At 57.9% G+C, this 15278-nt stretch carries 13 protein-coding genes; 7 read left to right on the forward strand and 6 right to left on the reverse strand.

What is annotated here, in order from left to right; genetic code table 11:
• Nucleotides 1–139 precede the first annotated feature (139 nt).
• From I8E17_RS20390 to I8E17_RS20400, 3 genes are all read left to right on the forward strand, one after another.
• Entirely contained in the window at nt 140–1129 is a 990-nt protein-coding gene (locus I8E17_RS20390; RefSeq protein ID WP_069610312.1) for an ABC transporter substrate-binding protein, read from the forward strand.
• A 95-nt stretch (nt 1130–1224) separates the two neighbouring features.
• Entirely contained in the window at nt 1225–2775 is a 1551-nt protein-coding gene (locus I8E17_RS20395) for a sugar ABC transporter ATP-binding protein (RefSeq protein ID WP_069610313.1), read from the forward strand.
• A gap of 32 nt (nt 2776–2807) precedes the next feature.
• Nucleotides 2808–3779: an ABC transporter permease gene (locus tag I8E17_RS20400; RefSeq protein ID WP_069610314.1), complete on the forward strand. Its 972-nt coding sequence runs from the start codon at nt 2808–2810 to the stop codon at nt 3777–3779.
• Nucleotides 3780–4157: 378 nt separating this feature from the next.
• Here I8E17_RS20400 and I8E17_RS20405 read toward each other — a convergent pair whose 3' ends face one another.
• The 4 genes from I8E17_RS20405 to I8E17_RS20420 all read right to left on the reverse strand — a co-directional run bounded on the left by I8E17_RS20405 (nt 4158) and on the right by I8E17_RS20420 (nt 8502).
• A complete protein-coding gene (locus I8E17_RS20405) occupies nt 4158–5165 on the reverse strand; it encodes an acyltransferase (protein WP_069610315.1) in 1008 nt (335 codons plus the stop codon).
• Entirely contained in the window at nt 5162–6454 is a 1293-nt protein-coding gene (locus I8E17_RS20410) for an O-antigen ligase (RefSeq protein WP_113366214.1), read from the reverse strand. Before I8E17_RS20410 ends, I8E17_RS20405 begins: the two co-directional genes overlap by 4 nt.
• Nucleotides 6455–6462: 8 nt before the next feature.
• The gene (locus I8E17_RS20415) at nt 6463–7737 is read right to left on the reverse strand and encodes a polysaccharide biosynthesis/export family protein (RefSeq protein ID WP_069610317.1); all 1275 of its coding nucleotides are present in this window, start codon (nt 7735–7737) and stop codon (nt 6463–6465) included.
• Between the two features lie 84 nt (nt 7738–7821).
• Nucleotides 7822–8502: a sugar transferase gene (locus I8E17_RS20420; RefSeq protein ID WP_069610318.1), complete on the reverse strand. Its 681-nt coding sequence runs from the start codon at nt 8500–8502 to the stop codon at nt 7822–7824.
• 730 nt (nt 8503–9232) lie between these two features.
• On the opposite strand from I8E17_RS20420, the gene I8E17_RS20425 reads away from it, so the two are divergent.
• Nucleotides 9233–9523: an exopolysaccharide production repressor protein gene (locus I8E17_RS20425; RefSeq protein ID WP_069610319.1), complete on the forward strand. Its 291-nt coding sequence runs from the start codon at nt 9233–9235 to the stop codon at nt 9521–9523.
• A gap of 90 nt (nt 9524–9613) precedes the next feature.
• A complete protein-coding gene (locus tag I8E17_RS20430) occupies nt 9614–10624 on the forward strand; it encodes a glycosyltransferase family 2 protein (RefSeq protein ID WP_219511638.1) in 1011 nt (336 codons plus the stop codon).
• Nucleotides 10625–10636: 12 nt separating this feature from the next.
• On the opposite strand, the gene I8E17_RS20435 is transcribed toward I8E17_RS20430, so the two are convergent.
• Nucleotides 10637–11581: a polysaccharide pyruvyl transferase family protein gene (locus I8E17_RS20435; protein WP_069610321.1), complete on the reverse strand. Its 945-nt coding sequence runs from the start codon at nt 11579–11581 to the stop codon at nt 10637–10639.
• Nucleotides 11582–11667: 86 nt separating this feature from the next.
• Nucleotides 11668–12627, reverse strand: a complete 960-nt coding sequence (locus I8E17_RS20440) for a glycosyltransferase family 2 protein (protein WP_069610322.1) — start codon at nt 12625–12627, stop codon at nt 11668–11670.
• 740 nt (nt 12628–13367) lie between these two features.
• Between I8E17_RS20440 and I8E17_RS20445 the strand changes: the two genes are divergently transcribed.
• Both I8E17_RS20445 and I8E17_RS20450 read left to right on the forward strand, forming a co-directional pair.
• Nucleotides 13368–14453, forward strand: coding sequence for an acyltransferase (locus I8E17_RS20445; RefSeq protein WP_069610323.1), 1086 nt, complete (start codon nt 13368–13370; stop codon nt 14451–14453).
• Nucleotides 14454–14457: 4 nt separating this feature from the next.
• The gene (locus I8E17_RS20450; RefSeq protein ID WP_069610324.1) at nt 14458–15264 is read left to right on the forward strand and encodes a glycoside hydrolase family 16 protein; all 807 of its coding nucleotides are present in this window, start codon (nt 14458–14460) and stop codon (nt 15262–15264) included.
• Nucleotides 15265–15278: the final 14 nt, after the last annotated feature.

Raw genomic sequence — 15278 nt, forward strand, 5'->3', positions numbered from 1 at the left:
GAAGAGGAGGAAAGCCTGTTTTGGCGTCGGTGGCCTTTCCGCCGCGCGATGCGTGATGCCGCAAGGCGTTGCGATACCGAGCCGTAAGCGTTCAGCGGCGGGTGTGCAGGAGAACAGAGCGCGTTGAGAGGAGAAGCAGATGAAAATTGCCAAGTCACTTCTATCCCGCCGCAGCTTTACCGGCCTTGCCGGCGCTGCCATCATAGCGATGGCGATGCCCGTGCAGTCCTTCGCGGCCGACGTGACCATTCCGATCATTGTCAAGGATACGACATCCTTCTACTGGCAGATCGTTCTTGCCGGCGCTCGTCAGGCGGGCAAGGATCTCGGTGTGAAGGTGCCGGAACTCGGCGCACAGTCGGAATCCGACATCAACGGCCAGATCAGCATTCTCGAAAACGCCGTTGCCGGTAAGCCGGCCGCTGTCGTCATTTCGCCGACCGAGTTCAAGGCGCTCGGCAAGCCCGTGGATGAAGCAGCCAAGTCCGTGCCGGTCGTCGGTATCGACTCCGCTGCCGATTCCAAGTCCTTCGTCTCGTTCCTGACGACTGACAACGTCCAGGGCGGCCGTATCGCTGCAGACGGTCTTGCGGCCGCAATCAAGGGCATGACCGGCAAGGAAGAGGGTGAGATTGCCATCATCACCAGCCTGCCGGGCGTCGGTTCTCTCGACCAGCGCCGTCAAGGCTTCCTGGAAGAGGTCAAGAACAAGTATCCGGGCCTGAAGGTCGTTGCCGACAAATATGCGGACGGTCAGGCCACGACCGGTCTCAACATCATGACCGACCTGATCACGGCCAATCCGAAGCTGGTCGGCGTCTTCGCCTCCAACCTGATCATGGCGCAGGGTGTGGGCCAAGCGATTGCGGAAAACAAGCTCGGCGACAAGATCAAGGTCATCGGCTTCGACAATGACGACAAGACGGTCGGCTTCCTGAAGTCGGGCGTTCTTGCCGGCCTCGTGGTGCAGGACCCCTACCGCATGGGTTATGACGGCATCAAAACGGCGCTCGCTGCTTCCAAGAAGGAAAAGGTCGAGGCCAATGTCGACACCGGCGCCAACCTCGTCACCAAGGCGAACATGAGCGATCCGAAGATCGACGCGCTGTTGAACCCGAAGGTCAAGTAAGGCTTGAAGCCGCGCCTGCACAAAGCGGGCGCGGCCTTTTTGTCTGGCCGCTTCTCCGAGGCGGTCGCGCGGCGGTGCGAGAGGGAGGAGACCTCATGACGAGCCTTGAAGAAATCAGCCATCGGCACGACGACATCGTCAAGACGGAAGCGAACCGCATTCCGCCAGGCTCGCCCATTCTGGAACTCAAGGGCTTGCAGAAACGCTATGGCTTCGTCGAGGCGCTGAAGCCGGCGACCGTCACGTTTCTGGCTGGAGAGATTCATGCGATCGTCGGGGAAAATGGCGCCGGCAAGTCGACCCTCATCAAGCTCCTGACCGGCGTCATCACCAGGACGGCGGGCGAAATTTTCTGGTGCGGGCATCCTGTGGCGCTCGCAACGCCGAATGAGGCGATCGCCCGCGGTATCAATGCGGTGCATCAGGAGGTGGTGCTCTGCCCGCATCTGACGGTCGCTGCCAATCTTTTCCTTGGCGATGAAGTCAATCGTTTCGGCCTGATGCGCAAAAAGCAGATGGTCGCGATGGCGCAAACCGTGCTCGATGATCTCGGCTTCGGATTGCCGGCCGGCGAACTCCTGAGCTCGCTCACCATCGGACAGCAGCAGCTCGTGGCAACGGCAAGAGCCGCGATGCGCGGCACCCAATTCCTGATTTTCGACGAGCCGACCGCCTATCTCACCCGCCAGGAATCGGCGCAATTGTTCAAGCTGATCCGTCGTCTGCAGGGCGAAGGCGTAACGATCGTCTATATCAGCCATCGCATGGAAGAGGTCTTCGAGCTGGCCGATCGCGTCTCGGTCTTGCGCGACGGCACGCATGTCGGCACCCGCACGATCGCCGAAACCAACGAGGACGAGCTGATCAAGCTGATGATCAATCGTTCCATCGAGCAGATCTACCACAAGGAGGAGATCCCGATCGGCGATACCATCCTCGATGCCCGCGGCCTTTCCGGCCCCGGCTTCGAGAATGTTTCGCTCAGCGTCCGCGCCGGCGAGATCGTCGGTCTTTACGGGCTGATCGGTGCCGGCCGCAGCGAATTCGCGCTGGGTCTTTATGGCCGCCAGCCGCTTTCCGCGGGGGAAATCTACTGGCAGGGGCGCAAGGTCGACATCCGCAACGAGCGTGACGCGATGGAACTCGGTATTGCGCTGGCACCGGAGAGCCGGCGCGATCAAGGGCTCTGCCTCAACCTGCCGATCGGGCTCAACATCAATCTGCCCGTGTTCCGGCGGCTGAGCAGCGGCCCGATCATCAATAACAAGAGCGAGGCGGCCAATGCCGACAAGCAGATCCGCGATCTCAGCATCAAGACACCGAGCCGGCGGGTTCTGGTTTCAGCCATGTCCGGCGGCAATCAGCAGAAAGTGGTCATCGGCAAATGGTTGAGCCACGGCGCCAAGCTCTTCATCTTCGATGAGCCGACCGTCGGCGTCGATGTCGGGACGAAGGCGGAGATCTATCGGCTATTTGCCAAGCTGCTTCGTGACGGCGCCGGCATCATCGTCATTTCGTCCTATCTGCCCGAGGTTTACGAGCTTGCGGATCGTCTGCACGTCTTCCGCCACGGCCAGCTGGTCGCCAGCCATGATTTCCATGCCGCGACGCATGAGGAAGTCCTCGGCGAGGCGATCGGCGTCTGAACAATAAACAAGTCTAAAGAGGGAGAACAAAAATGGCCGCGAATACGACAGAAGGCCCGACCGTTGCGCCGCGACGCAAGATGAACATCCTCTTCAGCCTGACGCTGATCCTGCTGTTGCTGGCACTGTGGGTCGTGCTCGGACTCTGGACCGACAAGTTCTGGACGCCGCTCAACATCACCAATCTGATGCGTCAGGGCTCGATGACGGCCATTCTTGCGCTTGGGCAAACCTTCGTCATCATCACTGCGGGCATCGACCTTTCCGTCGGCGCGATCGTCGGCTTCTGCACCGTCATCATCGCCTGGCTGCTGCAGGCCGGGTTTCCGGTCTGGGCGGCCATCCTGATCACATTGCTGTTCGGGGTTCTGATCGGGGCGTTCCATGGTTTCGGCATCGTGCGCATGGGCCTGCCACCCTTCATCATCACGCTCGCGACTTTGACATCGCTTCGCGGTATCGGCCTGCTGATTACCAACGGTTCGACGATCAACATCGTCAATGATGATTTCACCAATTTCGCCGTCTCGGATTTCTTGGGGATACCGAGCCTGTTCTGGATGGTGATCCTGGTGGCGATCCCGGCCGTGATCTTCCTGCATCTGAGCCGGTGGGGGCGCTATCTCTTCGCCGTCGGCTCAAACCGCGAGGCTGCGCGTCTGTCCGGCGTCAACGTCAACTGGATGATCTATCTCGCCTATATCCTTTCAGGGACGTGTGCGGCGTTCGTCGGCATTCTTCTTGCCTCGCGTATCGCCATCGGCAATGCCACGCAGGCCGATGGCTGGGAGTTGCAGGCGATCGCCTCTTCGGTGATCGGTGGAACCAGCCTGTTCGGCGCCGTCGGAACGGTCTATGGCCCGCTGATCGGCGCCTTCATCCTGGCGACCATCAACAACGGCGCCAACCTGCTGAACCTGAATTCCTTCTGGCAGCGCATCATCACCGGCGTCCTGATCATCGTCATCGTTTATTTCGACCAGCTGCGGCGCCGCCGGGCCTAAAGCACATCGCGATCTTTCAGATTCGCTTCGTGTGCTTTAGGTCCTTGATTTTGCGCATGTCGGTCTCGCAAAACCGCCACACACTTTTGCGCGACGCGCTTTAGGGCAGGGACAGGGCGAGGCATGGGGCGACAATCGAGCGGGACGCCATCCGTTCGATTGTCGCATGCTTGTCGTCAGGGAAGGTCACTTTGGAGCGCCGTGGGCACCAGACTTATCCGGGCAGGCTCCGGTTTGGACGCTTGTAGGCAGAAGCAGGCATCAGTCTGCCGCACAAGCTGCGCCGGAACCGACGAAATGTCCTTTAGGAGAGGTCCACCGAGGCGTCCTCAAGCGTATGCGCGCGGTATTTGCGCAACGGGTGTGTGCAGCGCGGGCTCAGGCCGGCGAAGGGCGTGATCTTCGCCAGCTCAGGCTTCTCAGCAGATTGCGCAGCGGCTTTTCGACAGCTTCGTAGGCGCAGATGCCGAGAACGGTGCCGCTGATGACGGCGACGAAGGTAATGGCGTCGGAGGGTATCTGCATCCGCGACATCAGCTTGACGACCACCGAAATGGCCAATGTGTGCCAGAGGTAGATCGAATAGGAGCTGTTGCCGAGATAGGTAAGGAGCGGGATGGAAGGCAACTTGCCGCTGCGTTCCACCGACACCATGCCGAGTACGAGGGTAACAGCCAGGGGGCCGCAGGTGACCTCGTTGAAGTCCAGGCCGAGAATCTGGATGGCGGCAAAGCCCGACAATGCGGCGGCGATCAGGGCGAGACCGAGGCCTGCCCCCGGCACGTGTCCGGATAGCCAGAGGCGTCCGAGGATTGCGCCGGCGACGAATTCCAGGATGATCGGCCGCGTATAGGTCAAAAGCAGCGGGGACTGGGGGGCGATGATGCCGCCGACGATGACGAAGGCGAGGAAGATCGCCGTCATGCTGGCAAGCCGCAGCCGTTGCGGCAGGAACAGGCAGGCCGCGAAGATGACGTAGAAGAACATCTCGAAATTCAGCGTCCATCCCTGCACCAGAACCGGCCAGATCTCGCCACCGCCCGCGCTTGGCGAGCGGACGGGAATGAACAGCAGCGAACCGAGGATATGACTTGCCGTCAGCTTCATGTTCGGAAACAGGCCGATGGCGGCGCCGGCGATCATGATGGCGGTCACGATCCAGTAGGATGGCGCGATGCGCTGCAGCCGGTCGAGCGCAAAGCGCAGCGGCGTCACCGGCCGACGCTCGCTCATGGTCCACATGATGAATCCGCTGATGACGAAGAAGACGTCGACGCCAGCGGCGCCGATGCGGAAATGGCCGCCGCTGCGCTCGGCTGCGTGAAAGAACACGACGGCGAGCGCGGCGAAGGCACGGAGATATTGAATGCCGTAGAGTGTCTTCATTGGCCCGTTCGCGGCTCCCAGTTGACAGGCGGCGCGAATGGTATCTGCTCATCCGTTCGCAATGGCATGTTCGCCGGCATACGCGCTCGCATGGAAAGCTTTCCTGCTGTGAAGTAAAACAGGAAGGACCCGACATGGTACGGATTGAGAATATCGATCTCGACGAAAGAGCGGATCAGCAACAGGGTCGCGACACCCAGAAGGATGTAGGATTCATCGTTTCTGATGTCGCTCAGAAAGCGGCTGATATGGCCGATGAAAGCCGTCAGCAGGATCGAGGCGAGCAGGAAGACGCCGATGAGTCCGGTTTCGACCGTAGTTTCGATATAGGTATTATGGAAATGGAAGCCAGCGCGGGAGGCGATAAAGAACTCATCCCACAGTCGCTCGGGCTCGGAGAAACCTTGGACCCAATAAGCTTGATAGCCGACGCCGAAGAAAGGATTCTGCTGTGCGGCCGCGATGCCCTGCTGCCAAAGATAGGTACGCCCGGTAAGCGTGGAATCCTTGCCAAAGGCACCGAGAACAAGATCGACCGCACCGAGATAGACGCCGGCAACCGCAAGGATGACGCTGGAGACGGCCGCTGTTACAAACAGCCTTTTACGCTGCTTGGGCGACAGATACAGGATGACGCGCAGGCTTGCGCATAACACTACGACCAGTCCCGTCGTCAGCACCGATGTTGCCGATGCCGAAGCATGGAGGCAATAGGCGGACAGCAGGCCGGCAAATCCTGCACCCAGCATCCAGATCCGACGTTCGCCAAGGACGAAGACGGCTGCGAAGGCGAAATAGATGCCGAGCGAGGCATAAAAGCCGAGCTGGTTCTTGGAATCGAAGGCGCCGACGAAGCTGTAGCTTCCGTCGATCGGATCATAGGCGTAATAGCCGAACAATATCGAATAGATGAGCACGATGGCGGTGCCCGCGATCGCGCCGCGCGTCAGCGTGCGGATATCGAGCGTGCGCATGGCGATCAAGGCGCAGAAGATATGCGTCATGTACTGGATCGCCGCGCGCGCCGTCACGGAGGGCACGACCGACCAGAAAATCGAAAGGCAGGTGAAAACGCCGAATGCGAAGAGCCAGAGCTGCCTATTATAACTGCCGAGCACGTTCCGGTAATCGATCATGACGAGCGGAAACCAGAGGGCATAGTACAGCAGAATCGAGGGCTGGCCGAAGCGGGAGGAATAGGCAAATACGAAGAAGGAAAGAGCAATCGCCACCGCTCCGTAGGTGGCGTTGCTGCCTGGACGCACAAAGATCGATTTGGCTATCCGCATCGACTTTCCTATCGGATGGCAAGGCCGGTAGTGACCTTGATCAGGTCGCCCGGCAGTACCTGCGTGTTTTCCTGAGCCTGGATTTCCTTCGACTGGCCGTTTTCGTCACGAATGATGGTGTAGGAGATGCTGACACCCGGCCCGCTTGGATCGAGGTTGCTGGCGTCGGCGGATTGAGCCACGGCTTCCTGCATTAGCGATTGGCTGGTCGACAGCTTCAGCTGCAGCGTTTCCAGCTGCGTGTCCGTATCTTGCATGTCCTGGGCCAACGAGCTCTGCCAGTCGTTGTGCAGAGTGATCTCGTCCTGGTTGGCCTTGTTGATATCCTGTTTGGCTTTCAGAGACGCGGTTTCCGTATCGAGAAGCGTCGCTTCCAGGTCGGAGGCGCGCTGTTCAGCGGAGATCCTGCGGGAGGCAAGCTCCAGGCCGCGTTCCGTCAGGCTTTCGACTTTGTCGCGATCGGCCTTGGCCAGATCGAGCTGACGGCTCTGCGTGTCGTTCTTTTTCGAAAGCGCCTCGACTTCGTTCTGCAGGAGCGCCTTCAGATCTTCCAGTGATTTTAGCTGCGTCGTCATGCGCTTGGCGCGCGTGTCCATCAGCGCTTTCTCGCTTGCGAGCAGACTTGCCGTTTGGGGCAATTGCTTGAGCTCTGGCGGCACATCGATGTCATCCTTGCCAGCCAATTCGGCCATCAGCCGCGCCTTGCGCATCAGCAGGCGACTGCGCTCCGCCATGTAGACGACGGCGTCGCCCTTGGCATTGATGAAATCGCGCGCAAAGCGCTGTCCGGCATCGGCGCGGCGCATGCCGCCGCCGAGGCTTACGGCTTTCAGCACGGTCAGGTTGGGTACGAACGGATATTCACCCGGATTCTGCACTTCCCCTGAGAGGTAGATCGGTCGGAACTGCGACATTTCGACTGACGCCGATGGGCGATCACGCAAGCCGAACTGCTTCTGCAGCCCGAGGCCGATGGCTTCGGCGATCTGATCCGTGGTCTTGCCGACCGCGGGCATATCTCCGATGAAAGGAATGGATATCGAGCCGGAAGGGCCGACCGTATAATCGCCCGAAATGGTGGACCAGTCGCGAACCGTGCCTTCGGCGGTCTGCCATTCGGCGACGCGCACATGCAGCTTGTCCATGACGCCCAGATGATATCCGGGAAGGTTTTCGGCCGAGGCCGAGACGGAAGCTACGCAAAGGCTGAGAGCAACGATAGTTGCGCAGCGTAGCGATGTATTGACGCGTACAAGCCTCTTGGAAGGCCGAAATTCAATCATGCAGGATCTTCCCTGTTATTGGTAGGCAACCCGCAAGACGCGGGAGAACCGCAGGAAACCTCCCGCGGTATCTGTCAGTCATCATCAATAGCTGCCGCGCGAGAGGCAGACTGCAGGAATGGTTTTGGCGATGATCACCATGTCGCTGCTGAGCGACCAGTTCTTCACATAATGCGTGTCGAAGGCGACACGGCTTTCATAGGAGACGTCGTTGCGGCCGCTGACCTGCCACAGACCGGTCAGGCCCGGACGGGACTGCAAATAGTAGATTGCCGCGGTCTCGTAGCGTTCGAGCTCGTCTTCCACGACCGGGCGTGGTCCGACGACGCTCATTTCGCCGCGGATGATGTTGATGAGCTGCGGCAGCTCGTCGAGGCTGAGCTTGCGCAGGACGGCCCCGACGGTGGTGACACGGGGGTCGTTCTGCAGTTTGCGCGTTGCGCGCCACTCTTCCATTGCCTTCGGATTGGCCTGCAGGTAGGCGTGCAGCACCTTGTCGCCATCGACGACCATGGTGCGGAACTTCAGGCAACGGAAGGTCTTGCCGTTATGGCCGATACGGCGATGACCGTAGAAAGCGGGGCCGCGGTCTGTAAGCTTTACCAGCAGCATCAGCATCAGAAAGAGCGGGCTGATGAGAACCAAAGCGAGCATAGCGGCAGAGACGTCGAAAACGCGCTTCAGTACTCCACCAGTGGGCGGAAAGACGTCGCTTTCCGCGGCGCTGAAAAAAGCCGATGTGGCCGATCTCGTCGCAGACTTCATAGAGAAAACTCCATTCATGTTGACGATTGGTCGGAAATTCTCGGACGCGTAATTAGAGCCGGGATGATCGGAGTGTAGGTTCCGATTTGGACTTTTTAAGCCAAACTTTTGTAGCGATATGGTATGGCGGTATATAATTACCGCATCGGTGGTGAATTGGTTTAATTCAGTGATCAACTATAGGTGGGTTGTACTGTATCGTGTTGCGTATAATGTCGCGGTTGACAGCTCTGCCGCGTCATAGTCGACGATTTCTAAGGATGTTATAGGCATCGAACGGTAAGTTGTTCATTATCATTGGCTTCGATAGCCTGGGTTCGGTTTCCCTTCAGCTATATGCCATCCCGATTTGTTCATGGGATATATTGCGCTGCAGCAATATTTTGCAGCGCACATACTGAGATCGGATTTCTCAGGACTTTGTAATAAAAGTTGATTGGATTGGCGATGAACCGATGGAGGCGCGGCTGACCTCATGTTTCGCAAAAATTGCATTATTTCATTATATCTCCATATAATTGCAAAGAGAAAGATGAACAAATTCAATTGTAATTATAATCGAGGTGTAGTTTTAACAGGCCCGGCGTTAGCGTCGTCTCAAATCGCAACGGATCTGGGTAACTTGGTTGAATCTCAATGAATCATAAAATATATTTAAGACTTAGGTCTGATAAGGGAGGAAAGACCTTGATCGTTTTTCATTTGATGGTCGAGCGGGCGGGGTAAGATTATGTATGCGCCCCGCGTTTTCATCAGCATGCTGGGCACGCTGATCGTATTTGCCATCGCAACATATTTCCTGACGAACTCGCTTTCGACCACCCTGATCGAAACGGTCATCTGTGCCGTCCTTCTGCAGGTCGGTTATTTCCTGGGCGTCCTCTACCTTGTCTGGAAAGAGCGCAAGGCGCATGAGGCCCTGTCGAGCGAAGATAAGGTGCCGGCATCGGCCCAGGAGGACAGCAAGGTCGCCGGTCTGTCCGCCTCCAGCTTAAAGCGTTCGGAACCATTCAACCCCTGAAGCGGCTAGACGATTAGATCTTTTGATGATCCGGCAGTTGCCGGATCGGCGCCATGTCCTAAGTCTCCGCCTGAACCATTGGAGGCTGACGTGATCGACAGTGCAGAAAAAAGTGTCTGCGTAATCATTGCCGCGAAGAATGCCAGCGACACCATCGGGCTGGCCGTTGCCTCGGCCCTTCGCGAGCCCGAAGTGGCGGAAGTCGTCGTCATCGACGACGGTTCGACGGATGGGACCGCCGCCGCGGCGGCCAAGGCGGATGACGGCAGCGGCAGACTGACGATCCAGGAATTCGAGAAGAACCGTGGTCCCGCCGCAGCACGAAATCACGCGATCGACATATCCAAGGCTCCGCTGATCGGCATTCTCGATGCCGACGATTTCTTCTTTCCAGGGCGTTTTGCTGCGCTGCTTGCCGCTGACGATTGGGATTTCGTCGCCGACAACATCGCCTTCGTCAGTGCCGACACCGTTCCTGACGCACATGCGCGGCTCGATCATTTCGATGCGAAGCCACGGTTTCTTGATCTTGCTGCTTTCGTCGAGGGCAATATTTCCAAGCGAGGCGTGCGCCGCGGTGAGATCGGCTTCCTGAAGCCCTTGATGCGGCGTTCCTTTCTGGATGCGCATGGCCTGCGCTACAATGAGGCGCTGCGCCTCGGTGAGGACTATGACCTTTACGTCCGCGCGCTGGCGAAGCGCGCACGTTACAAGGTCATTCATAGCTGCGGTTACGGCGCCGTGGTGCGCAGCGATTCCCTGAGCGGCCGGCACAGGACGGAGGATTTGCGCCGTCTCTATGAGGCTGACCGGACCATTCTTGCGAAGGGCGGGCTTTCTTCGGAAGATGCTGCGGTAATCCGCCGTCATGAGCAGCATATCCGCGATCGCTACGAGCTCAGGCATTTCCTCGACATCAAGTCGCAATCGGGGCTCTTGTCTGCCGCGATCTATGCGCTTTGGAATCCCTTCGCCGTCCCGGCGATTGCCGGCGGCATTCTAGCTGATAAGACCGAGCGCTTCCGCAAGCGGAGCGGTGCGCCTATCGCCCATGCCGGTGCGAACGGCCTGCGCTATCTTCTGCAGGCCGCTCCGAAATAGCGGTATCGCTGCTTACAGATAATCGCGGCGAACGCCTTCGACCACATTGAGGAGGCGCTCCTTGCAGGCGGCAAGCGCGCTATCCTTGCTCAGCTGCGGCCTCGCCTTGCTTGCCTGCCACAGAGCCAGGGCGGAAGGCATGGCAAGTGCCTGCTTTGCCATGATGCGCAGCGTGGTCTGCTCGGGATCGGCAAGCATCACGTTTTCCCCGTAGCGCTGTTTTCCGAGCTCGTCTGCTGCCAGCTTGCTGCGTTCGAAGCCGACTCCCCAGAACTTCGCGCCCTTGGCGATCGCCTCGGCGCGGGTCGAAACCGGGATGTGCTTTGGCTGGTAGGTGACGCCAAGCGAGCGCGCCCAGTCGTTCCATTTGAAGCTGTTGATGGAGCGCGAGGAGCTGACTGCAATCCATGGAACGCGGAAAGCATCGGCAAGGATAGCACCGTGCATGGACTCCGCAACGATCATTTCTGAGGCGGCAATTTCGCGGATCACGGCCTTTGCCTCGCCGCGGGGGTCGAGATAGGAAAGGCCCACGGTCTTGCAGATTTCAGGCCAGAGACCAGCTGCAGCCGATTCCCAATGCGGAATGAAGGTGCGCTTGCCGTTTTTCGAAATGTTCTGGAATTCGGGCATTTCCGTCACCAGGACGGCGGGGTCGACAATGCCCATTGTGGCAGGCAGGCCAGCCTTTTCCGCCGTCAGCGGGCCGCGTACGCTGCGAATGTCCCATTGCGATGTGTCGCGCATGTCAGGAAGGGAGCCATAGCCGAAGCCGCTGCCGATGACGAGCTTGCGTCCCTCATGGGGCAGGATCTCCGTGTTGAGGACGGTTCCGACGCCGACCAGCAGTGTTTCCTGGTGAACATCGCGAAGGCCGGGAAGTAGGAAATCCCAGAGCCAGAGATTGAGATCATCACCGAAATTGCCATGGGTGGATTCCCAGTGGAACGGCTTCATACAGGACTCCTTGCTGATCCAAACGATAGCGGGGCACGCCGTGGCTCTTCGATGCGGCATGCGCAGCTCATGCTGCGCTGCAAAATCTAGGGCGCGAGTTTGCCGACGGCAAGCTGCATGACGCTTTGTAAAATCGCCGGGTCGCGCAAGGCCCATTTTGCCAGCAGTCCAAATTGCGGCAGACGCCGCTGCCGCACCTGCCGCGCCTGGCTCCAGAGCGCCTGCCGCCGGGCGCGATTTTTATAGAGGCGGATGGACTCGACATCCTGAGGCCGCCGCGAAAATCTCTGTTCCAGCGTGTTGAGCGCCGTCCACGTGTTGAATTGCTGACGCAGGAATTCCGGGGAATCGTTATCGATGCTGTGGAAGATGTTCACGCCTTCGCCACGCAGTGCACCGGCATTTTCACATAGCAATACCCGCTTGGCTGCGAGAACGCAGTCGCAGAAGAACAGGACGTCCTCTGCCGCCAGCCGCAATGACGGCTCGAAACGGATCTTTTCGAAGAGCGGCCGCCCGATCACCATGCAGGACATATGCAAGAAGCTCCAATCCTGCAGCATGACGCTGGCTATGTTCGGAATTTCGACGACGGCGGGTCTGTCCGACAATCGTATCGTACCGGCCGACTTTCCGAGTTCGGCGATGCTGAAATGATAATAGAACTCCTTGCCGCCATCGATGGAGTCCCAGTAGCAATCTGCATTGTAATGGGTCAGCGTTCCGAAAGCGTTGCTGAGATGTTCCGGTGCCCATTCGTCATCGGAATCCAGGAAGGCCACGAACCGGCTCTCGGCCGGCACGCTGTTAAGGCCGGTATTGCGGGCCCCCCCGGGACCCGCGTTGGTCTGACGGATCACGCGGATGCGTTTTCTTTCTTCGTTGCTCAGCGACTGCAGTTCGTCTTCCGCCGGAAGCGGCGATGCGTCGTCGACGATCAGGATATCGAAATCCTGAAATGTCTGCCGGGATATTGATTTCAACGCGCGCAGCAGAACGCCGGTTTGCTTCTGATAGAACGGAATAACAATTGTGATAGACGCCATTTTCCCGCCTTTACGGTTTTGATTCAGGGGCTTGCGGTCTCATCCCCGAGGGCATGATCATTGGCTTTCCAACGGCATCCGCGGCAATTTTCCGGCCGATTGACCCATAACGGAGGTCGTTGTGACGCCAACAGGTAGCGTCCAATCGGTGTCGAGCAATGTTGAGAAACGAGATTTTCTGAAACTTTATCCCCAGCACGACAGCATCCAGACCATCCCGCCGAGGATACGAGACCATCCCGCGAGGGATCATTGTGACACATTGCACGCCATGATCTTACATTTATGCACCCATGAGAGGAGCGATGTAAGCCGCATTTCTCATATGGATTGAAATGCTGTCGCATTTTGGTCATGGTTCGCCTACCAAACTCTGCTGCGCTGCAAAAAATCTTCACCTTCCAGTAAAAAAACAAGACGGGTCGAACTCTTCCTCGGAAACCGGTATCGAAAGTTCGCGCGGGCGTCTAAGTGCCTTTCGCAGCAGAGCTTTTCTCCAATTCAAATCGATTATTCCATGCTTAAAAGCGTGCAAACCGGTGTTTTCAGCACTGGTCCGCATATGATTTTTTACTCATTTTTGCTGCGGTGCCATATTCCCTTTCCAAAGAGCGCCCTAGGTTAAGTCTGCGAGCTCTGCTGTGCTCTGTTTGAAATGGCTGCAAGGGGGGATGCAGCACGAAGAAGGGGTGACAGACATCGTGAATGTGACTGCCAACGTGTCTTCGCGGATAAACCTCATGCGTATCGTGCTCATCTCGGGCATCATCTTTGTCCATATACCCTTCGATCCGCATAGCAGCCCATTCAACGGCGCATATGGCTTTTTCGATTGGCTGCGGGTGTTCCTGCGTGACAGCTTGTTCCGTGTAGGTGTTCCCTGCCTTAGCGTAATCTCCGGGTATTTGCTCTTTCGAAATGGAAAGGCACCGCAGAGCTATACAGGCACCATTAGCCGGAAGACAAAGACAGTTATTCTGCCGTTCCTGTTGTGGAATAGCGCATTCTTCCTCTTCGTACTTCTTCTTCAGTATTACGGTATCGGTGATGGGTATCTGCCGGATCTGTCGGAGGCTAATCCGCACACGATATCGAATCTCCTGCTAGCCATCGATGGCGAGCCGATAAATCTGCCGCTCTATTTCCTGCGCGATCTTTTTGTTTGCATTTTGCTGTCGCCGGTGCTGGATTTTCTTATTCGTCGTGCTCCGTTACCGACATTGATCTTTTTGCTTTTGCTGGCGGCATGGCCAATATCTATCGGGATAGTGTTGCGAAACTCGATTCTCTTCAGTTTCAGCTTCGGAATCTACCTGAGCCTCCATCGTATCGACCTGACGCTCATAGATCGCTATGCCGCCCTGATCGCGCCCGCCTTCATTGCGCTTGCCGCGCTTCTGGCCACGGCTGCTTACATGACAGGGCCTGGATTGCCGTTGTGGCTCGAGGTTTGTCGCAATCTGATGGTGTTGGTAGGCATTCCCGGGTTCTGGGCAGTATCGGCAATCTTCATCCGCAGCCGGATCGGGAGGAGCCTGGCGGGAACGGGCAGCCTCAGCTTCTGGATTTTTTGCGCCCATTATCCGTTGCTCTTCTGTCTCTGGGTTCTTTGGAACCGCGGCGGCAGCGAACTCTATCCGATTTTCTATCTTTTGGCGGCAGCGCTTGCCTTACTGCTGCTGCCCTTGACCAACGGCATGGCGCGCTACGCCCTGCCAAGCTTCCATAACCTGCTGACTGGCAGCCGGGTACGCCCTCAAGCTGAAATCCGTGCTGTCCAGAACGGCGCCGCCGAAGGTCGGCAAGTGCGTTCGAAGCAAAGGTGATGCCATGACGACATCGAAAAGAAGTTACATGCAAAGACTTGGTCTTGTCTCAATCGCTCTCATGAGCGCGTGCCTCCTGCCGCAGGCCGTGTCCGCCCAGGATGATCAGGCAACCGGCCAGTCATTCGTCGACAATTTCGAACGTCTGGATACCGGCCGCTGGTATATTTCCGATGGCTGGAACAACGGAGCGTATCAGAATTGCACCTGGTCGCGGAAACAGGTGAGCGTCAAGGACGGAACGCTGCAACTGCAGTTTACCCAGTCCAAGACCGGCGATCGCAATTATGCTTGCGGCGAAATCCAGACGATGAAACGCTATGGCTACGGCACCTACGAGGCGCGTTATCGCACAGCCAAGGGGTCTGGTCTCAACTCTGCCTTCTTCACCTATATCGGCCCGACCGACAAGAAGCCGCATGACGAGATCGATTTCGAAGTGCTCGGCAAGAATCCCGGCCAAGTTCAGGTCAACCAATATATTTCCGCCAAGGGCGGCAATGAAAAGCTGGTGCCGGTTGCAGGTGGCGCCGACCAGGACTTCAACGATTATGCATTCGTCTGGGAAAAGGATCGTCTGCGCTACTACGTGAACGGCAAGCTCGTTCAGGAAGTCACCGATCCTTCGAAGATACCGACGAACGCGCAGAAGATCTTCTTCAGCCTCTGGGGCACCGATACGCTCAGCGGCTGGATGGGCAAGTTCGCCTATAGCGGCGAGCCGGCAACCATGGAGATCAAGCGCGTCGCCTTCACCGCGCCGGGAGAGAAGTGCCTGTTCCCGGAATCGATCACCTGCAAGCTCGATTGAACATGGCCGGCCGC

The organism is Rhizobium sp. AB2/73, assembly GCF_020871915.1.
GTDB lineage: Bacteria > Pseudomonadota > Alphaproteobacteria > Rhizobiales > Rhizobiaceae > Rhizobium > Rhizobium dioscoreae.